This is a genomic window from Microbacterium sp. TS-1, assembly GCF_000509385.1.
Classification (GTDB): domain Bacteria; phylum Actinomycetota; class Actinomycetes; order Actinomycetales; family Microbacteriaceae; genus Microbacterium; species Microbacterium arborescens.
The window spans coordinates 1,223,262-1,243,005 of the sequence record NZ_BASQ01000001.1; the positions used below are offsets into that span (position 1 = coordinate 1,223,262).

General features: G+C 71.7%; 17 protein-coding genes. 7 read left to right on the forward strand and 10 right to left on the reverse strand.

What is annotated here, in order from left to right; genetic code table 11:
- Positions 1–37: 37 nt before the first annotated feature.
- From MTS1_RS05825 to MTS1_RS05835, 3 genes are all read right to left on the reverse strand, one after another.
- Entirely contained in the window at positions 38–2,107 is a 2,070-nt protein-coding gene (locus tag MTS1_RS05825) for an alpha/beta fold hydrolase (protein WP_023952281.1), read from the reverse strand.
- Positions 2,108–2,130: 23 nt separating this feature from the next.
- Positions 2,131–2,961 (reverse strand): aldo/keto reductase, encoded by an 831-nt coding sequence (locus tag MTS1_RS05830; RefSeq protein ID WP_036304662.1) that lies wholly within the window; start codon positions 2,959–2,961, stop codon positions 2,131–2,133.
- Positions 2,962–3,024: 63 nt separating this feature from the next.
- Entirely contained in the window at positions 3,025–3,828 is an 804-nt protein-coding gene (locus MTS1_RS05835; protein ID WP_023952285.1) for a Cof-type HAD-IIB family hydrolase, read from the reverse strand.
- Between the two features lie 120 nt (positions 3,829–3,948).
- Between MTS1_RS05835 and MTS1_RS05840 the strand changes: the two genes are divergently transcribed.
- The 4 genes from MTS1_RS05840 to MTS1_RS05855 all read left to right on the forward strand — a co-directional run bounded on the left by MTS1_RS05840 (position 3,949) and on the right by MTS1_RS05855 (position 8,200).
- Positions 3,949–5,217 carry a sensor histidine kinase gene (locus tag MTS1_RS05840; RefSeq protein ID WP_023952287.1) on the forward strand — a complete coding sequence of 423 codons (1,269 nt, stop codon included), beginning with the start codon at positions 3,949–3,951 and terminating at the stop codon, positions 5,215–5,217.
- Positions 5,205–5,882 carry a response regulator transcription factor gene (locus tag MTS1_RS05845; protein WP_023952288.1) on the forward strand — a complete coding sequence of 226 codons (678 nt, stop codon included), beginning with the start codon at positions 5,205–5,207 and terminating at the stop codon, positions 5,880–5,882. The genes MTS1_RS05840 and MTS1_RS05845 overlap by 13 nt, the downstream gene beginning before the upstream one ends.
- Positions 5,879–6,769 (forward strand): hypothetical protein, encoded by an 891-nt coding sequence (locus MTS1_RS05850; RefSeq protein WP_023952289.1) that lies wholly within the window; start codon positions 5,879–5,881, stop codon positions 6,767–6,769. Before MTS1_RS05845 ends, MTS1_RS05850 begins: the two co-directional genes overlap by 4 nt.
- A gap of 219 nt (positions 6,770–6,988) precedes the next feature.
- Complete coding sequence (locus MTS1_RS05855) at positions 6,989–8,200, forward strand: MFS transporter (RefSeq protein ID WP_023952290.1); 1,212 nt, start codon at positions 6,989–6,991, stop codon at positions 8,198–8,200.
- Here MTS1_RS05855 and MTS1_RS05860 read toward each other — a convergent pair.
- From MTS1_RS05860 to aztB, 6 genes are all read right to left on the reverse strand, one after another.
- The gene (locus tag MTS1_RS05860) at positions 8,175–9,578 is read right to left on the reverse strand and encodes an MFS transporter (protein ID WP_081731742.1); all 1,404 of its coding nucleotides are present in this window, start codon (positions 9,576–9,578) and stop codon (positions 8,175–8,177) included. The genes MTS1_RS05855 and MTS1_RS05860 overlap by 26 nt on opposite strands.
- Positions 9,579–9,635: 57 nt before the next feature.
- Positions 9,636–10,466: a hypothetical protein gene (locus MTS1_RS16685; RefSeq protein WP_023952292.1), complete on the reverse strand. Its 831-nt coding sequence runs from the start codon at positions 10,464–10,466 to the stop codon at positions 9,636–9,638.
- A gap of 77 nt (positions 10,467–10,543) precedes the next feature.
- On the reverse strand, positions 10,544–11,728 hold the full coding sequence (aztD, locus tag MTS1_RS05870) for a zinc metallochaperone AztD (protein ID WP_023952293.1): 1,185 nt from the start codon (positions 11,726–11,728) through the stop codon (positions 10,544–10,546).
- A gap of 29 nt (positions 11,729–11,757) precedes the next feature.
- Positions 11,758–12,660 (reverse strand): metal ABC transporter substrate-binding protein, encoded by a 903-nt coding sequence (locus tag MTS1_RS05875; RefSeq protein ID WP_023952295.1) that lies wholly within the window; start codon positions 12,658–12,660, stop codon positions 11,758–11,760.
- Positions 12,657–13,904 carry a hypothetical protein gene (locus tag MTS1_RS05880; RefSeq protein WP_023952297.1) on the reverse strand — a complete coding sequence of 416 codons (1,248 nt, stop codon included), beginning with the start codon at positions 13,902–13,904 and terminating at the stop codon, positions 12,657–12,659. The genes MTS1_RS05875 and MTS1_RS05880 overlap by 4 nt, the downstream gene beginning before the upstream one ends.
- Positions 13,901–14,782, reverse strand: a complete 882-nt coding sequence (gene aztB / locus MTS1_RS05885; protein WP_023952299.1) for a zinc ABC transporter permease AztB — start codon at positions 14,780–14,782, stop codon at positions 13,901–13,903. Before aztB ends, MTS1_RS05880 begins: the two co-directional genes overlap by 4 nt.
- Before the next feature lie 54 nt (positions 14,783–14,836).
- Here aztB and aztA point away from each other — a divergent pair, with 54 nt between their 5' ends.
- Both aztA and pgi read left to right on the forward strand, forming a co-directional pair.
- Entirely contained in the window at positions 14,837–15,556 is a 720-nt protein-coding gene (gene aztA, locus MTS1_RS05890; RefSeq protein ID WP_023952301.1) for a zinc ABC transporter ATP-binding protein AztA, read from the forward strand.
- Complete coding sequence (gene pgi, locus MTS1_RS05895; protein ID WP_023952303.1) at positions 15,553–17,238, forward strand: glucose-6-phosphate isomerase; 1,686 nt, start codon at positions 15,553–15,555, stop codon at positions 17,236–17,238. Before aztA ends, pgi begins: the two co-directional genes overlap by 4 nt.
- A 98-nt stretch (positions 17,239–17,336) precedes the next feature.
- Here pgi and MTS1_RS05900 read toward each other — a convergent pair whose 3' ends face one another.
- Positions 17,337–17,891, reverse strand: coding sequence for a helix-turn-helix domain-containing protein (locus tag MTS1_RS05900; protein WP_023952305.1), 555 nt, complete (start codon positions 17,889–17,891; stop codon positions 17,337–17,339).
- A gap of 65 nt (positions 17,892–17,956) precedes the next feature.
- Between MTS1_RS05900 and MTS1_RS05905 the strand changes: the two genes are divergently transcribed.
- Positions 17,957–19,642, forward strand: coding sequence for an FAD-dependent oxidoreductase (locus tag MTS1_RS05905; protein ID WP_036305102.1), 1,686 nt, complete (start codon positions 17,957–17,959; stop codon positions 19,640–19,642).
- The last annotated feature ends 102 nt before the right edge of the window (positions 19,643–19,744 follow it).

A 19,744-nucleotide genomic window follows, 5' to 3' on the forward strand; every position in this document is an offset into this window, starting at 1 on the left:
TGTCAAGCGAGGGCCGCGAAACGCGACCCGACGGCGCTCAGGCGCGCGCGGGCAGGTTCTCCTCGAGGAACGCGAAGACCGTCTCGTACCAGACGCGCGCGTTCTGCGGCGAGAGGATCCAGTGGTTCTCGTCGGGGTAGTACAGGAACCGGTGCGGGCTCGTGCCGTCTTCGGCGGCGTGATGCTCGTTGAGGTCGGCCCACAGCCGGAGCCCTTCGCCGATCGGCACGCGGTAGTCGCGGTCGCCGTGGATCACGAGCATCGGCGTCCGGATGTCGGCGACGAAACGATGCGGCGAGTTGGCGATCGCGCCCTCGGGGCTGAAGATGCTCTGCCAGTACGGCGCGAAGTCGGTCGTGCCGGCGAACTGGTCGAACGCCCACAGGCTCGCGTGGGTCACGATCGCGTCGAAGCGGTCGGTGTGCCCCGCGACCCAGTTCGCCATGTAGCCGCCGAACGATCCCCCCATGGCGGCCGTTCGCGTCTCATCGATGTCGTCTCGCGCGACGACCGCGTCGGTGATCGACATGAGGTCGGTGAAGGGCGCAGCACCCCAGGCATCCCAACCCCGGGCGATGAAGTCGAGCCCGTACCCGGTGGACAGGGCAGGGTCGGGCAGCAGCACCGCATAGCCTCGCGCGGCGGCCAGCAGCGGGCTCCAGCGCCAGCTCCACGCGTTCCAGCTGTTGAGCGGTCCGCCGTGGATCCACAGCAGAAGCGGCGCCGGGGCCGCGGCATCCGCTCCCTCGGGCAGCACGAGCCAGCCGCGCACGCGGGCTCCGTCGTCGGCGGTCGTCTCGACCTCGACCATCGAGGCGGTCGTCGCGGGCGACGGGGCCGGGCTCGCAAGGGGTGTCACGGCGCCATCGGCTGCGATACGGACGGGATGCGGCGGTGTCATCCAGTTCGAGCGGAGCGCGATGACGTCCGCGGTGCCCGAGACCGGCTCGACGTGGGTGTAGGCGAACTCGTCGCGCGTCGTCTGCGAGACGGCGCCGCCGTCGAGCGGCACGGAGAAGATCGGACCGCGGCCGTCATGGTCGGCGGTCACGACGAGCGCCGCGTCGTCGTCGGAGAACCGGATGCTGCTCGGCCAGCGGTCCCAGTCCGAGGCCAGGCGCTGCGCGTCGGCGCCGTCCAGCGCACTCGCCCACAGCTCCTGGTCGGCCGGTCCGGCGGGCGTCGGCTTATCGGAGCGGACGTAGACCAGGCGGGCGCCGTCGCGGCTGATCGCGGGCATCTCGACGTCGACATCGGCCTCGTCACGGACGACGCGAAGCTCGCCCGTCTCGGTGTCGATCGCGACGAGACGGTAGCGGGCGTCGCGTCCCTGCGGCTCGGGCACCGAGGCGATGAGGGTAGCGCCGTCGGGCGTCAGCGCCATTCCCGCCGTGCCCGCTACGCGGCCGCGGAGCAGGATGCGCGGTCGCGGCAGGCCCGCGGGGTACGGCTCATCGGCGGCCTCCGGTGCTGCCGTCGCGCCGACGACCTCGTCGACGGCCTGGTCGGCGGTCGCGATGACGGCGGGCGCGTCGGCCAGGTCGTTCAGGTCGAGGGCGAACAGCGCGGGCTCGTGGGGGCCGAGGTCGTGATCCCAGTACCGCACGGGGTACGTGTCGTGGATGATCGCGGAGACCTTGAGCTTCTTCCGCTCCGCCCGCAGCTTCGCGTCGGCCTCGATCGTGGCGGCGTCGGGAAGCAGCGACGACGCGATGACGATGCGGTCGGAGTCCGCCGCCGTCACGACCGCGGAGACCCCGCCGGCCAGCCGGGTCACCGGACGCGCCTCGCCACCGGCGGCCGGGAGCAGCCAGAGCTGAGCGGGGGCGCCGTCCGCAGCGTCGTTGTCGGGACGTGCCGAGACGAACAGCAGGTCGCCGGAGGAGGTGAACACGGCCCCGGACTCGCCGGTGGTCGAGCGGGTCAGCCGGCGCGGCACGCCGGTGCCGTCAGCGGGCACCGACCACAGCGAGCGCTCGTAGCCGGTGCGATCCTTCGTCAGGGTCGCGACCGTCAGCACGACGTGCGAGCCGTCGGGCGAGGTCGCCGCCGCGTCGATGCGGGGAAGGGCGTAGTAGTCGTCGAGAGAGTCGAACGGCGTCGTCATGCCTCCACGCTATCCGGCGCGGACTACATCTCCTCGTGCGTGTCGGGGTCGCCGTCCCAGAGCCGGCCGCGTTCGAGGGCGCTGATCGCCGTGATCTCGTCGCCGGTCAGCAGGAAGTCGAAGACGTCGGCGTTCTCGCGCTGGCGTACCGGGTCGGCCGACTTCGGGATCGGGGTCGACGACAGCTGCGTGTGCCAGCGCAGCACGACCTGGGTGCCCGTGACGCCGTGGGATGCCGCGATGTCGGCGATGACCTGCTCGTTCAGCAGCTCGCTGCGCCGTGCCAGGGGGCTCCAGCTCTCGGTGCGGATGCCGTTGGCGGCATGGAACGCGCGCAGTCCCGCCTGCGGGAAGTAGGGATGCATCTCGACCTGGTTGACCGCTGGGGCCACTCCGGTCTCCTCGATGAGGCGCGCGAGCATCGGCTCGGTGAAGTTCGACACCCCGACCGACCCGACCTGCCCCTCGTCGCGCAGCGCCAGCATTGCCCGGTAGGTCTCGAGCCACTTCCCCTGGCTGGGGTTCGGCCAGTGAATGAGGTAGAGGTCGATCTTCTCGACGCCCAGCCGGCCGAGCGACCCCTCGGCGCTGCGGATCGTCTCGTCGAAGCCGTGGTCGCGTCCCGGCACCTTCGTCGTGATGATCAGCTCGTCGCGGATGCCGCTGCGGCGCACGGCCTCGCCGACCTCCGACTCGTTCTGATAGTTCACCGCCGTGTCGAGCAGGCGGTAGCCGGAGTCGATCGCGGCGGCGATGGCGTCGACGCCCTCCGGGCCGCGCAGGTTGTAGGTGCCGAGCCCGAGCTCGGGAAAGTCGGAGCCGTCGTTGAGCGAGACCGTGGGAATCGTGACCATGCCGCACACGCTACGCCGTCACCGCGGTCTGCGGCGCGGGCTTGCGCAGACCGATCGCGCCGCTCAGCGCGCCAGGAACTCCTCGATCACGGTGAGCACTCCCGCCTCGGTGTGCGAGGGGGCGCTGTAGCGCGCGACCGCCGCGATCTCGGGGTGGGCCTCGGCCATCGCGTACGAATAGCGGGCCTGCTGGAGCAGCTCGAGGTCGTTGAGGTAGTCGCCGAACGCCATCGTGTGCTCGGGCCCGATCCCGAGCGTCTCCTGCAACCGCGACAGCGCCCGTCCCTTGTTGACCCCGGGGTTCATGATGTCGACCCAGTGCTGCCCCGACACCACGACCTGGTGGCTCTCGCGGAGGTCGAACAGCTCCGGTGCGACCGAGTCCTCGGCGAGCGCGAAGTCGTAGACGGCGAGCTTGAGGATCTCATCGTCGACCGACGTCAGGTCGTCGACGATCGCGAGCTCGGCGTAGTACGTGTCGGCCTCGGCGAGGAAGGCGGCGTCCGCGCGCTCGATGTACGCCGACCGTTTGCCGCAGACGACGAGGCCGACATCGAGGTGGTCGAGACCGCGGATGCGACGGACGACGGATGCCGCGAACTCCGCGTCGACGGCATCCGAGCTGACCTCCGCGCCGTCGCGCACGACGTACGCGCCGTTCTCGGCGATGTAGTCCAGCTCGACCGGCGCACCGGCGAACTGCCGCCGCAGCGTCGCGAGCTGCCGCCCGCTCGCGGGAGCGAAGACGATGCCCCGGTCGCGGAGCCGCGGCAGCAGCCGCCACAGCCCGTCCGGGATGCGGCCGTCCGCGTCGAGGAGCGTGCCGTCCATGTCGACGGCGATCAGGCGGATGTCGGGAGAGGTCACTCCCCCATCCTCTCCGACGCGACCAGCCGGTGCGGCCGCGCCCTCCCGGGGGATAACCCGAACGCGGGTCTCCGGACCGCTCGCCTGCGCGGCACCGGGCCGCGGTCCTAGCGTGGAGCCATGACCACAGCCGTCGCCAGCACCACCCCTCCATCCCGCGCCCTGACGTGGGCGCGCCCGCTCGGCGCGCTCGCCCAGCTCGCCGCCCTCGGCTTCGCGGGCACCGCCGCATTCACCGTCATCCTGACGCTCATGGCGGTCGGCATCGGCCTCACTCCGGCGCTCGGCCTCGGCCTGCCGATCCTCGTCGGCTTCGTCTACGCGCTCTGGCTGACCGGCTGGCTCGAGTACGCGCGTGTCGACGGCCTCTACGGATGGGGGCTGCCCCCGCTGTCGGCGCGCAGCAGCGGACGGCCCGGGTTCGGCGGCTGGCTGCGCACGGTCTGGCTGCAGTTCACCGACGGCCGGATGTGGCGCGGGGTCGCTCACGCGGCGATCTCGACCGTGCTGGGTCTCATCGTGCTGAGCCTGGCGAGCCTGCTCGCGTCGGGCGTCGCCCTTCTCTTCGCGCCGCTGTACGCCACCAGCGACGTCACGATCGGGTCGACCTGGATCACCGTGCCGCTCGAGGGCGCCGTCGTGGCCGGCGTGCTGATGGTGATCGTGCCGGCAGCCGTGCTCGTGGGCATCGCTCTCCTGCACCGCATCCTCGCCACATCGATCCTCGTCCCCTCTCGCGAGGCCCAGCTCGTCGAAGCAGCACGCACTGCGGGCGTCCAGCGCGAGGGTGCGGTCCGTGCCGGAGAGCTCGAGCGCACCCGCATCGAGCGCGACCTGCACGACGGCGTCCAGCCCCGTCTGGTCTCGGTCGGCATGACGCTGGGACTGGCTCAGCAGAAGATCGACGACGATCCGGCTGCCGCGAAGGAGCTGCTCGCCGAGGCGCACACGTCGACGAAGGCGGCCATCACCGAGCTGCGTCAGCTCGCCCGCGGCATCCATGCCTCGGTGCTCGACGACCGGGGGCTCGACGCGGCGCTGTCGGCGCTCGCCGCCCGCTCGCACGTCCCCGTCAGCCTCGATGTGCGAGTCGATCAGCGCTGCAGCCGTACCGCCGAGGCGGCCGTGTACTTCGCCATCGCGGAATCGCTCACCAACGCCGCCAAGCACTCGCGGGCCGGGGAATGCCGCGTGGTGGTCCGCCATCGCGACGACCACACGCTCTGGGCGCGCGTCGAGGACAACGGCGTCGGAGGCGCCCGGGTCATCCCCGGAGGCGGGCTCGACGGAATCATCAACCGCATCACGGCGGCGGGCGGCACGACGCGTCTCGACAGTCCGGCCGGCGGACCGACCGCTCTGGAGGTGAGCGTCCCGTGCGCATCCTGATCTGCGAGGACTCCACGCTGCTGCGCGAGGGGCTGGTGCGGCTGCTGGCCGACGCGGGCCACGAGGTCGCCGCCGCCCTCCCCGACGCCGACGGCATCTCGGCCGCCGTGACCGAGACCAGTCCCGACCTCTGCATCCTCGACGTCCGGCTGCCGCCCACGTTCACCGACGAGGGCATCCGCGCGGCCCTCGCGCTGCGCGCCGAGAACCCGCGGCTGCCGATCCTCGTGCTGAGCCAGTACGTCGAGGAGCGCTACGCGAGCGAGCTCATCACCTCGCAGGGAGCAGCCCTGGGCTACCTCCTGAAGGACCGTGTGGCCGACGTCGGCGAGTTCCTCGCGACGATCGAGCGCATCGGGTCGGGAGCCACGGTGCTCGACCCCGAGGTGGTCGCGCAGCTTCTGACGCGCCGTTCACGCGACGAGCGGATGTCGCGGCTCACCGAACGCGAGCGGACGGTGCTCGCCCTCATCGCCGAAGGCCGCAGCAACCAGGCCATCGCCGGGGCGATGTTCCTGAGCGAGGCGAGCGTCGAGAAGTACATCACCTCCCTTTTCCAGAAGCTCGATCTCGAGCAGGACGAGCACGGCAACCGTCGCGTGCTCGCCGCGCTCGTCCACCTCGAACACGGCGGCTCGCAGCCGCAGAACGGAACAGTCCGATGAGCTCGACCCTGACCCCGCCTCCCGCCACTCCGCCGCAACCTCCGGTCGAGCCGCCGGTCACGGGCGACATGCCGCCGGCCGGGCCGGCACCGTCCCGGGGACCGTCGTCATCCGCCCGGGTGATCGCGGGACTCACGATCGCCGCGGGAGCAGCCCTCGTCCTGTTCACCGCGGGCACGGGTGTCGTGTCGACCATCGTCAGCGGTGGTGCGGCGACCTCGACGATCTCCGCACCGACCGCGGGCGTGAACCTGCTCGAGATGGATGCCGCAGCAGCCGATGTCGAGGTCTCCTTCGGCGACGTCGACGAAGCGACGCTCACCGTGACCGGCACGGGAGGCGCCGAGGCGTGGGAGCTCGCCCGCGAGGGCGACCGCCTCGTGGTCGACTCCGACCGCGACTGGTGGAGCGGATGGCGCCTGTGGGGCGGATCGTCGCGGGCGACCCTCGTCCTGCCCGCAAGCCTCGCCGGGCTCGACGCCCAGCTGAGCGTCGGGGCGGGAGCGCTGCGTGCAGACGGCGAGTTCGGCGCGCTCGCGCTGCGAGCCGACGCCGGATCGGTCGATGCGGCCGGCTCCGCGACGAGTCTCGACGCGCGGGTGTCCGCCGGACGCGTGTCGGTCGACCTCGACGGTGTCCGCGAGGCGACCGTCGACGTCAGCGCCGGCCGGCTGTCGGGAACGCTGTCGGGCACCGCGCCGACGTCGGTGACGATCACCGCCGAGGCCGGCGGCGCCGACCTGACCCTCCCCCGCGGCGGCTACGCCGTCAGCGCGACGCAGGAGGCGGGCTCGGTCGTCAACGGCCTCACCGAGGACCCGTCATCGCGCAACCGCGTCGAGGTCCGGGTGTCGGCGGGCTCGGTCGTCCTGCGCGAGGGACGCTGAGGTCCGACGGGCGATTCTGAACGATCCCTATGCACCGCTGATGAGAACCGCTCACCCGTTGCATCCCGTTATCTGGCCGTTATAAATTCGAGGCACGCAGTTCCCCCGACTGCGCGGTGTGATCTCTGGTGCAAGGGATGACAGGGCCGGTCGACGATTCTGAGTCGGCCGGCCCTTCTCACGTCCGGCGGGCGATCGCGGCAGTCGTAGGCTGGCCGAGTGCGTGCGTTCACCGGTCATCTCCCCGGCTCGCCCGCCTACCGCCGGCTCATCGCCGGGCTGTTCTTCGCAGGCGTGGCGACCTTCGCCCAGCTGTACTCGCCGCAGGCCGTGCTCCCCTTCATCGGCTCGGAGTTCGGGGTCGAGCCGGCGACGGCAGCCCTCGCGGTCTCGGTCTCGACGCTCGGTCTCGCCGTCAGCGTCATCCCCTGGTCGGTCGTGGCCGACCGCATCGGCCGCGTGCCCGCGATGGCGATCGGGGTCATCGCCGCGACGGTGCTCGGCCTGCTCGCCCCCCTCGCCCCCACCCTGCCGCTACTGCTCGGCGCCCGGCTGCTCGAAGGCGCGGCGCTCGGCGCCGTGCCCGCCATCGCGCTGGCGTACCTGTCGGAAGAGGTCGACGCGGCCCACACCGCGACGGCGGCGGGCAGCTACATCGCCGGCACCACGATCGGCGGGCTGCTCGGGCGGCTCGTCGCAGGGCCATTCGGCGACGTCGGCCTGTGGCGCGGCGGGGTCTTCGCGGTCGCAGCGGTGTGCGCCGCGTCGGCGGCGCTCTTCCTCTGGCTGACGCCGCCGGCACAGGGCTTCGCGCCGCAGCGGCGGACCGGCGCCTCGGGCCCGGCGCTGGTCGCCCGGCTCGTGACGAACCTGCGCGACCGCCGCCAGTTGGCCCTCTACGCGCAGGGGTTCCTGCTCATGGGCGGCTTCGTCGCGGTGTACAACTACCTCGGGTTCCACCTGGTGGCACCGCCGTACTCGCTGCCGCTGTGGGTCGTGAGCTTCCTCTTCCTCGCCTACCTCGCCGGGACCGTCGCCTCGCCGTGGGCCGGATCGCTCGCGGGGCGGCACGGCCGGCTGCCGGTGCTGTTGGCCGCACTGGCGGTCATGGCGATCGGCATCATCGTGACGGCCGTGCCCCACGTGATCGCGGTGCTCGTGGGGCTGCTGGTCCTGACCGCCGGCTTCTTCGGCGCTCACGCGATCGCCTCGGGCTGGGCTCCCGCTGCGGCCGCATCGCAGACGAGAGCTCAGGCCGCATCGCTGTACTACCTCGGCTACTACGGCGGCTCGAGCCTGTTCGGCTGGCTCCTGGGATACGCCTTCCACGATCTCGGGTGGCCCGGCGTCGCCGGATGCACCCTCGCGATGGTCGCGGTCGCCGGTCTGCTCGCGGTGCTCGGGCTCAGGGCGCCGCGTCGGGCTGCCTGACCGCGCCTGCGACCGGGACCACCGTCGCGTCCGCGGGATCGGGCGGCGGCGCGTCGGCGTACGCCCGACTCAGGCGCCGGTACTGCGGTGAGGCGAACGCGAGGATGACGATGAGGAGCATCAGGGCGCTCGCAGCGACGAAGGCCAGGGCGATGCCGCGAGCCTCACCGCCACCGAGCAGCCAGCCGAAGCTGCGTTGTCCGGCGTCGCTGCGCATGAAGGGGATGAGGCCGAACTGCGCGAGCGGTCCGATCAGGTACGCCGAGATCGGAGACGCCGCCGACTCGACCGACGCCGCGAACCCGAAGACGCGGCCCTGGGTGTGGAACGGCACGACGCGCTGGATGACGGTCTGCTCGGCGGCCTCGGCGACGGGCATGAGCATCATGAAGACGAAGATCCCGAGGGCGTACAGCCACCACCACTCGCGGATCGCGAACGTCATGCCGAGCACGGCGACGCCGACGTTGACGAGAAGCAGCGTGCGCACGGGATTGCGTCCGAGGCCGCGAGCGGCCACGAGCGCGCCGCCGAGGATGAATCCGGTGCCGGTGACCGCGAGCACGATGCCCCACGCCTCGACCGTGAAAAGCGTCAGCCCGTACGGATCCATGAGCGCCATGAACACCCCGCCGACGAGGTTGTTGAGGGTCGTGAACAGGATCAGAGCCAGCAGCCCGGGCACCGACCGGATCGCCGGGAGGACACCGCGGAACGTGAAGGCCGGCGTCACGGCCTCGTTCGCCGCGGTGACGCCGCGCTCGGGGATCGAGACGAAGGTCAGGTGGGCGAGGGCGGACGCGGTCGCGACGACCGCGATCACGACGGTCCAGCCCATTCCGAGGAGGCCGATCGAGAGACCCGAGAAGACGCTCGTGACGATGAACGCCACGCCCTGCACCGTTCCGACCAGGCCATTCGCCCGGTCGCGGCGGTCGCTCGGCACGAGCAGGGTGACGGTGGTCGACAGCGCGATGTTGCGCAGGTTCTCGACCACTCCCCCCACGAGGATCGACCCCGCGAAGACCCAGAACCACGGCCCGCCCCAATCGACGAGCACCGACTCCGGGAACAGCAGGTAGATCGCGCCGGCGCCGAGATAGGTCGACAGGGTGATGAGGCTCGAGAGCACCATCACCGCCTTCTTCTTCATGTGGTCGACGAGGGCCCCGAAGACCACCCCGAACACGGCGACGAGCAGCATGTACGACCCACCGATGATGCTGGTCGCCAGCACGTTCTGCGTCGCGAGGTACGCCCAGAACGTCAAGGCGAACCAGAGGAAGCTCGAGGTCACGTTCGCGAGCAGGGTGTTGCCGAGCACCTGGTGGAACGCGCGCATGCGCGAGGTCTCCACGGCGCTGAGCGGGGCGGTCATGGGACGAACAGTAGACCCGGTCGCCGACACGGAGAAGAGCGGATCCCGGGTCGCCCGTCAGGCTCGCAGCGCGGGGTCGGCGAGCGACCACTTCTGGGCGGTCTGCATCATCCAGAACACCAGGAACAGCGCCAGGGCGACGAGCTCTCCCGCCAGCACGACGGGAAGGTCGAACAGCACCGCCGACACGACAGTGGTGGCGAGGTCGAGCAGGAGCGCGATCGCCACGACGACGTAGCCGATCCGCATCCGCTTCGCAGGTGGATGCGCGTCGGAGGGCCGAAGCGCCTCGGCCAGCGCGACGAGGGCGATGATGATGAAGAATCCGAACGCCGCGACGGCGTGACCGTAGCGGACGAGCAGCTGCGGCACGAGCGCCCACACGAGGGCGACGCCCGCCAGCACCGCCGCCGCGAGGGCGAGGGTCGGCCCCGCGTCGCGGAGGGCGACGTAGCCGCGTCGCCCCAGCACGAGGCCGATCGCGAGCACGACGGCGCCGATCACGAGATAGGTCGCCAGAGCGTTGTCGAGGTCATCCGTGAACCCGGCGGGGACGCACGGGGCGGCGCAGTCGACGACGATGCCGAGCACCTCGCCGGCCGAGATCGGCGTGGGGATGATGGCGATGAGCGGAGCGAGGAGCGCCGCGACATCCAGCAGCACCCGCTGCGGCCCCCGCCCGGAGAGGGCGAGCAGACAGGCCGCTGCCGCGACCAGGGCGGCGGAGAAGACGGTGCGGGCGGAGCTGTAGAAGTAGTGGCTGACGCTGGGGAGCACTCCCACGTCGGGGATCGCGAAGAGCACCGCGAGCGTGATGGCCACCGGCGCGCCCGCGAGGGTCAGGCGCAGGTAGCGATACGTGCGCTGCGAGGTCGAGACGGCCGGCACGACGCCAGGCTAACGGCGGCGTCGGACGTCCGCCGCATCCGCCCCGGTGACCGGAGCGGATGCGGCGGCGCGGCGCGTCAGGAGACGGCGGCGATCTCGTTGGGAACGTGCGGCAGCTTCACGGTCTGCGCGATCTCGCCCGTCGTGAGGTCGACGGCGACGAGTTCGCTGTCCGCCGGGTCGGTGACGTAGGCGATGTCGCCCGCGACCTTGACGGCCGGGTGCGGAGCCTGCCACTCGGCCGGACCCTCCCACGGGTCGACCACGGGCAGGGACTTCGTGATGCCCCCCGTGGCGGGATCGATCCAGTGCAGCGATCCGTCGGTGCCGATCAGCACGGCCTCGCCGGCCGGCCCGCGCGCGATGCCGCGGAAGGTGTACTCGACGCCGGCGGGCAGCGCGACCTTGGTCAGCGACTTCGCCTCGGTGTCGACGAGGGCGATGTTGCGCAGCAGGTAGCCCTCGGCGTCGGGGTCGTCCTTGTAGTCCATGACGACGAGCGGGCTGTCCTCGGCGACGAAGGCGTTGCCGATGCGGCCGTAGGAGTCGGGCGAGGTGACCTTGGTGATCTCGCCGCCGTCGTAGATGATCGCGCCGTTCTCGCAGCCGAACACGACGCGCTCGCCTTCGGCGGTGCCCTCACCGTGGACGCCCGGGCAGTCGGCGTTGGACGCGACCTCGGCGCCGTCCGCATCGAGCACGCGGATGCCGGTGCGCCCGGCCTCTCCGCCGACGGTGGTCAGCAGTGTGCCGTCCTCGAGCTCGACCGAGACGCCGTGGTGCGCTTCGACGCCGGGGATCACCTCGGCGTCGGGCAGCTTGCCGTCGAGCTGTGCGAGGTCGGCGGTGTCGAAGATCGTCGTGTCGCTCGTCGCGTCGTCGTAGAGCACGGTCTTGCCGCCGTGGACGACGACGTGTCCGGCGGCGGCCGCCGGGACGACGAGGTCGGTGAGCTCAGGCTGCTGAACGTCGAGCAGCTGGAAGCCCTCCGACGTGGTGACCATGACGTGACGGCCGTCACCGGCCGAGTTGAGCCGGATGAAGTCCTCGGAGTCGAAGTCTCCGATCACCTCGAGCTCCTCGCCGCCGAGGACGAGCACGCCGCCCTCGTAGCCGAGCGCGACGCGCGGACCGGCGGGCGCGGACGCCTCGGCCGACGCGTCGCCCGACGGGCTGGACGTCGCGGCGGGCGAGGACGAGCATCCCGCCAGCACCAGGGCTGCGGCGCCGGCGAGGGCGCCGAACTGCAGGGTTCTCTTCATGGGGTGGGTTTCCTTTCCAGGGAAATGCCTCATCGGGTGAGGCCGTCGGTGATGCGCTGGAGGTTCTGGCGCATCATGTCGAGGTAGGTGTCTCCGGGTTGCCCCTCCGGGGCGAGCGACTCGGTCAGCAGCGGCACGACGGACACGTCGCGCCCCGCCTCGTCGGCGAGGACGCGCATGAGCCGGTCCGGCTGCGACGAGTCGGCGAAGATGGTGCGGACGCCGGCCGTATCGATCGCATCGACGAGCTCCCGCAGGTCGGAGGCGCTGGGGGCCGCGAGGGTCGTCCCGCCCGGGACGGCCGCGCCGAGGATACGCACGTCGTAACGGCGCGCGAGGTAGCCGAACACGTGATGGTTGGTGACGAGGGCCCGGTGCTCGGCGGGGATGGCCTCCAGGCCGGCGGCCATCTCGGCGTCGACCGTCTCCAGTTCCGCGGCGTATTCGTCGGCGGCATCCGTCACGTTCCGTCCGCCGTCACCGGCGAGGTCGGCGAGGACCGGGGCGAGTGCGTCGACGACACGGGCGGTCTGGGTCGGATCGGTCCAGAAGTGCGGGTCGACGGCGTCGGAGTCGAGGTACCCGAGGGTCTCGACGTGGTCACCCGCGACGAACTGAGCCACGCCGTCGGCGGCAGATGCGTCGACGTGGTGCTGCACGCCCTCTTCGAGCCCGAGACCGTTCGAGACGACGAGGTCTGCGCTGCGCATCGCCGCCGCGTCCTGGGCCGAGAGCTCGAACGAGTGCGGATCGGCGTCTCGCGGCATGAAGGTGACGACGTCGAGTTCGTCGCCGGCGAGATTCTGCACGATGTCGCCCAGGATGTTGGTCGTCACGACGACGGTCGGGCGGTCGCTTCCGCCCGCCGAGCAGCCGGCGAGCGAGACCGCTCCGGCGAGGAAGAGGCCGAGAGCCAGCGCGACCCGCTTCATCGGCCCGTCTCCGCGAAGAGAGCGGGCGCATGCTCGGTCGGGAAACTCCGGGCCACCCGGCCGCCGTCAGCGGGATCGAGCTCGAACAGCGTTCGCTCCGCCGGCCCGTTGAGGTAGGTGCGACGCTGATCCGCGACGAGGTCGACGCCTGCCATGAGCGCGGGGTCGGCGACGGACGCCGCCACCAGCGGTTCCGTGCGCGAGAGCTGCCCTCCCGTGGCACCGGAGATGACGATCACCGAGCCGTCGGCGGCGAGTGCGACCACGGTGTCGTCGACGTCGTCGACCGCCGTCACGCGGACGATGGGCTCGCCGGCGTCGTGTGCCGTCCACGACCGCTCGCGGGTGTCGAGCAGCCAGAACGCCGACGACTCGGTTCGACCGGCCACGGTGGGCCGGCCCTCGCGGTTGGCGAACGACAGGGCGCGGCTCGGCCCGCCCTCGGGATACGGGACGCGCTCGAGAGTCGTTCCCGCGGCATCCGAGACGGCGAGCACGGCACCGTCGGCGCAGCCGACGACGACGCCCACATTGGTCGTGATGGACCCGGCCGGCTCGGTGCAGGGCGTGGTGTCAAGTTCCGTCCCCGAGGCGTCGACACGGCGGATCTCGCCCGCGCGCGCATCGGCGATAAGCGCTCCCCCGGGGATCGGCGCGACGAGGGAGCCGGGGGCATCGAGGTCGAGGCGGAAGCTCTCGACGATGTCGCCCTTCTTCAGCGCGTCGAAGTCGAGCAGCACGGCCTCGCCGCTGCGGTCGTCGCCGTGGTCGCCGCCGTCGAAGTAGACGCCGACCCCGAGGTCGCTCGTCACGGTTCGCGGTGCGCCGGAGCCCTCGAGCTCGCCGAGGATGCGGGACGGAGCCTCGTAGTAGTGGAAGTGGTCGATGTGGTTCCAGGTCCACACGCCGCTGTCGATGATCGACACCTCGCCCTCACGGCCCGCGAAGAGGAAGCGTCCCTCGCTGTCGAGGGTGTCGGCGGGAGCGATCTCGCCGAGGAGCTCGGACTGCTCGTCGATCAGGTCGAGGTGGTGCACGGCACCGTCGGTTCCGATGCTGGTGAGGTGCAGCGCGGGCTCGGCGAGCTCGCGCGCTCCGGCGATGGCGCCGTGCCCGTCGCCGAGTGCTGTGGCATCGGCGTCGGGAGTCTCGGCGGCCGAGTCCGAGGGAGTGGCCTGGCAGCCGGCGAGGAGGGCTGCACCGGCCGTGAGAGCGATGAGCGAGAGAGGTGCACGAGTTCTCATGCGGTCCTTTCCGGGGTGTTCGGGATGACGGATACCGGCGCGCGGCGTCCGTCCGGGCGGGTCGGAATGCGGATGAGGGCGCGGATGCCGGTCGAGATGGCCCCCGAGCAGATCGCGGTGAAGGCGACGGTGGCCCCGGCGGCGGTGGCGGCGTGCCACGAGACGAGGAGGCCGACGGCGACGGACAGGGTGCCGATGACAGCGGCGAGCATCATCGTGGGGACGATGCGCCGGGTCCACTGGCCGGCCGCGACGGCGGGCCCGAGGAGCATGCCCACCACCAGGAGAGAGCCGACCGCCTGGTAGGCCGAGACCACTGCGAGCGTGACGAGCCCGACGAGGACGATGTGGGCGGCACGGGGCCGGAGACCGAGCAGCTGCGCCTGACGCGGGTCGACGGTCAGCGCGACGAATGACCGGTGCCCGAGCGCCGCGACGGCGACGGTGACGGCGAGGGCGGCCGCGAGGGCGACGAGATCAGCCGACCCGATGGCGAGGATGTCGCCGAAGAGGATCGCGGAGGCATCGGTTGCGAAGCTGCGCGAGGCCGAGATGACGATGATTCCGAGCGAGAGGCTCGCGACGAACAACAGGCCGATGCTCGTGCCGGCGGAAAGACGGCCGCGCCGCTGCAACGCGCCGACACCCAGCGACATCGCCGCTGCGCTGACGGCGGCGCCGGCCATCGGCGGGAAGCCCGTGAGGGTGGCGACGGCCACCCCGGGGAGCATGCCGTGCGCCATCGCCTCGCCGAGGAACGCCATTCCGCGCAGCACGACCCACGTACCGACGATGCCGCAGACGACCGCGACGAGCGTGCCGCCGAGCAGCGCGCGCTGGACGAACGTGACGGCGAAGGGGTCGAAGAGGAGGGACACGGTCGACGACCTTACATGAACGTGAGAACCGTTTTCATTTGCAATACTGAGTCGATGCCCAGCTTCAGCCCCGCTCCCGTCGCCCGCGGCCCGGTCGTCGCCCTGCGTGAGGTGACCGTCGCCTTCGACGGACACCTCGCCCTCCGCGGGGTGGATCTCGATCTGATGGGCGGTGAGCTCCTCGCGATCGTGGGGGCCAACGGCTCGGGGAAGTCGACGCTCATCGCCATCGCGGCCGGACTCCTCGCCCCCACCTCGGGAACGGTGCGCCGGGACCCCGGCATCCGCGTCGGTCTCGTGCCGCAGACCTCGAACGACGGCGCCCGCCTGCCGCTGACCGTGGCCGACCTGGTCGCGATGGGGCGCTGGCGCGAGCGCGGACCGTTCCTGCCACTGCGCCGCCACGACCGCGCACGCGTCGCCGAGGCGATCGAGACCGTCGGGCTCACCCCGCTGGCCCGGCGGCCGCTCGGACTGCTCTCGGGCGGCCAGCGCCAGCGCGCGCACATCGCGCAGGCTCTCGCCCAGGACGCCGACCTGCTGCTGCTCGACGAACCGATGAGCGGACTGGATGCGGCATCCCGCGACGCCGTGGCATCCGCTCTGGCCGCCGTGGCGCGCACGGGCACGGCCGTCGTCGCCGTCACGCACGATCTGGCCGAGCTCGGCGAGGTCGACGCCGTCTGCCGGCTCGTCGACGGGCGCGTGGTCGAGAGTTCTCCCGCCGCGCCGCGTGGACGCGGACACGGCGGCGCGGCTACCGTGAGAGCGTGACCGCTGCTCCCATCGATGCCACCACCACCGCCGCCTGGAACGACCTCGAGTCGCTGAAGAACGGCTTCACCCCCGACCTCCGCGGCTGGTTCGACAGCGACCCCGGACGCGTCGAGCGTCTGAGCCTGCCGCTGGCCGACCTGCACGTCGACCTGTCGAAGAACCTCGTCACCGACGAGATCGTCGCCGCCCTCGTGCGCCTGGCCGAGCAGACCGGCGTCGCCGAGCGCTACGCCGCCATGGTCTCGGGCGAGCACATCAACACCAGCGAAGACCGCGCCGTGCTCCACACGGCGCTGCGACGACCCGCGGACGCCTCACCAGAGCTCGTCGTCGACGGGCAGGACATCGACGCCGACGTGCAGGCCGTGCTCGAGAAGATGTCGGCGTTCGCCGATCGGGTTCGCTCCGGCGAATGGACCGGCATCACCGGCAAGAAGGTGACCCACGTCGTCAACATCGGCATCGGCGGCTCCGACCTCGGGCCGGTCATGATCTCCGAGGCCCTCCGCCCCTATGCCACGGCCGGTATCCAGGCACGGTTCGTGTCGAACATCGACCCGTTCGACATCGCGAACAAGACCGCCGACCTCGACCCCGAGACGACGCTGTTCATCGTCGCGTCGAAGACCTTCACGACCCTCGAGACCCTCACCAACGCGCGCCTCGCCCGCGACTGGCTGTGGGCCGGGCTGCAGGAGGCCGGTGCGATCGACGACAGCGAGGCGCAGAAGACGGATGCCGTCGCGCACCACTTCGTCGCCGTCTCGACCGCGCTCGAGAAGGTCGAGGCCTTCGGCATCGACCCGGCCAACGCGTTCGGATTCTGGGACTGGGTCGGCGGCCGCTACTCCGTCGACTCGGCGATCGGCCTGTCGCTCGTGATCGAGCTCGGCCCCGACGCGTTCCGCGAGCTGCTCGCCGGCTTCCACGCGGTCGACGAGCACGTCGCATCCACCCCGCTCGAGAAGAACGTGCCCGTTCTCATGGGCCTGCTCAACGTCTGGTACACCAACTTCCTCGGCGCCCAGACGCACGCCGTGCTGCCCTACGCACAGCAGCTGCACCGCTTCGCGGCCTACCTGCAGCAGCTCACGATGGAGTCGAACGGCAAGTCGGTCCGCTGGGACGGCACCCCCGTCACCTCCGACACCGGCGAGGTCTTCTGGGGCGAGCCCGGCACCAACGGCCAGCACGCGTTCTACCAGCTCATCCACCAGGGCACGCGGCTGATCCCCGCCGACTTCATCGCCTTCGTCAACCCGGCCCATCCGCTCACCGACGGCGGGCGCGACGTGCACGGACTGTTCCTGGCGAACTTCCTGGCCCAGACGAAGGCGCTCGCCTTCGGCAAGACCGCCGAGGAGGTCGAGGCCGAGGGCACGACCGGAGCGCTCGTCGCCGCACGCACGTTCGCGGGCAACCGTCCGACGACGTCGATCTTCGCGCCCGCGCTGACGCCCAAGGTGCTCGGCGAGCTCATCGCGCTCTATGAGCACATCACGTTCACGCAGGGCACGATCTGGGGCATCAACTCGTTCGACCAGTGGGGCGTCGAGCTCGGCAAGCAGCTCGCCCTGCAGATCGCGCCCGCGATCGAGGGCGACGCCGACGCGGTCGCCGCGCAGGATGCCTCGACCCAGGCTCTCCTCGCCTACTACCGCACCCACCGCCACTCCTGACGCCCCCTTTCTCTCTACCCGTCGACTCGCCAGAGAACGCGGATGCCGGCGCGCCGGCATCCGCAGTTCTCGGCGAGTCGACGGGTAACGGGGCGGGGTCAGGAGGGGGTCGTCAGGGTGTGCATGCGCTCGCCGGCGGCGTTGAAGATGCTGATGACCTCGGCGGGGCGCGTCCCGACCGCGCTGATGGAATGCGGGGTGCGGGTATCGAACTCCGCCGCCTCGCCCCGCGAGAGGATGAGCTCCTGGTCGTCGAGCACGAGCCGGATGCGTCCGCTCAGCACGTAGAACCACTCGAAGCCGTCGTGGACCCGCGGCGACGGAGCCTCAGCTGACGGCGGAAACGTCACCTTGTAGGTCTGCACGGGCGAGGTCTCGCGCGTCAGCGGCGCGACGACATGGCCGTGCCGCATGGTCGCGGGCCGACGCACCCGGGGATCGGGATGCTCGGCGGGCACGAGGTCGTCGATGCGGATGCCGAGCTGCCGCGTGAGCGGGACGAGAAGCTCGAGGTTCGCCTGACGCTTGCCCGATTCGAGCCGCGAGAGCGTGCTCGTCGACATGCCCGCCCGCTCCGCGAGCTCGTCGAGGGTGAGCCCGCGTTCCTGCCTGGCCGCACGCAGGCGCGGGCCGATCTGATCCAATCCGGTCATGGGTCGAGTTTGCCATTTCTGCAAACGGGTTTGCCAGCGCGCATTCGAAACCGGATGCTGTGGACATGCAGAACCTCGATCAGGACGTCGTCATCGTCGGTGCCGGACCCGCCGGCCTCAGCGCCGCGCAGATGCTCGGGCGGGCTCGCCGCCGCACCCTCGTGCTCGACTCGGACTCCCCGCGCAATCGTTTCGCGGAGCACATGCACGCCGTCGTCGGCTTCGACGGCACCTCGCCCTCCGAGCTCCGCCGGCGCGGTCGAGAAGAGGCGGAGCGCTACGGCGTCGTCTTCCGTTCGGCACGCGTCGAACGGGTCAACGAGATCGACGGCGGCCTCGAGGTCGTCCTCGCCGGAAGCACCGAGCGGATCACGACGCGATTGCTTCTCGTCGCGACCGGCGTCTCCGACCGCATGCCCGACGTGCCCGGGCTCGCCGAGCGCTGGGGGCGGACCGTGCTGCACTGCCCCTACTGCCACGGCTGGGAGGTGCGCGATCGCCGGATCGGCGTGCTCGCGACGTCGCCCATGAGCCTGCACCAGATCGAGCTCGTACGGCAGTGGAGCCCCGACGTCGTGGCGTTCACAGCGGCAGCGGGTGACCTCGGCGACGACGTCCGGGAGCGGCTCCGTGCCCGCGGCATCCGCACCGTCGCGTCGCCCGTGGTCGCCGTCACCGGCCCGGCGGAAGCGGCGGACGACGCGGACGACGCGGCGATCGGCGATGTCGTGACCGCCGACGGGCAGCGCGTGGCGATCGACGCCATCTTCACCGGCGGACACCTCGAGCCTCACGACGGCTTCCTCGCGGGGCTCGACCTCGCCCGCGCCGACGGACCGGTCGGGTCGTTCATCGCCGTCGATGCGGCGGGGGCGACGAGCCACCCCCTCGTGTGGGCCGCCGGCAACGTCGTCGCACCGATGGCGAACGTGCCCCTGTCGATGGGCGCCGGGTCGATGGCCGGCGCAGCGGTCAACGCCGCTCTCGTCGCCCTCGACGCCGCGGCAGCTGTGGAGCGCCGCCGCGGTCATGCCGCCGACTGGGAGGCGCGATACGCCGAGACGGACCGGGTCTGGTCGGGCCGCGTGAACGAGACGACCTCGACGGTGATCGCCGAGCTCGAGGCGGCGGGCTCGCTCGCTCCGACCACCGCTCTCGACCTGGGGTGCGGCGAGGGCGGTGACGCGCTGTGGCTCGCCTCGCGCGGGTGGTCGGTGACGGGGGTCGACCTCTCGCCGACGGCGGTCGCGCGCGCCCGGGCCGCCGCCCGGAACGCTCAGCTCGACGCGACCTTCGTCGCGGGCGAGATCGACGCGGCGGAGCTCGGGGAGTTCGACCTCGTGACGACGAGCTTCCTGCACTCGTGGGACCCGGAGTTCTCCCGCATCCCGCTCCTGCGCGCCGCCCTCCGCCACGTCGCCCCGGGCGGGCGCCTGCTCGTCGTGTCGCACGCCGGCGGACCGCCGCGCGGGCCCGAGGACGGCGAACCGCACGAGCATCCTCCGTTCGCGACGCCCGCCGAGGAGCGCGCCGCGCTCGAGCTCGACCCCGCCGAGTGGATCGTCGAGCGCGAGGAGGTCGTCGAGCGCCGGCAGATCCACGAGCGCCGAGCCCCCGTCGCGTCCGCCCCCGTCGCGTCCGCCCCCGTCGCGTCCGCCCCCGTCGCGTCCGCCCCCGCGGCGTCCTCGCCCGTCGCATCGCGTCCCCCGCATCTGCTCGACGGCGTCCTCCTCCTCCGCCGCCTCCCCTGACCCCGCAGCACAAAACGTCGACTCGCCAGAATCTGCGGATGCCGGAGGCCCGGCATCCGCGATTCGTGGCGAGTCGACGTGTGGGGAGGGAGGGAGCGGGGG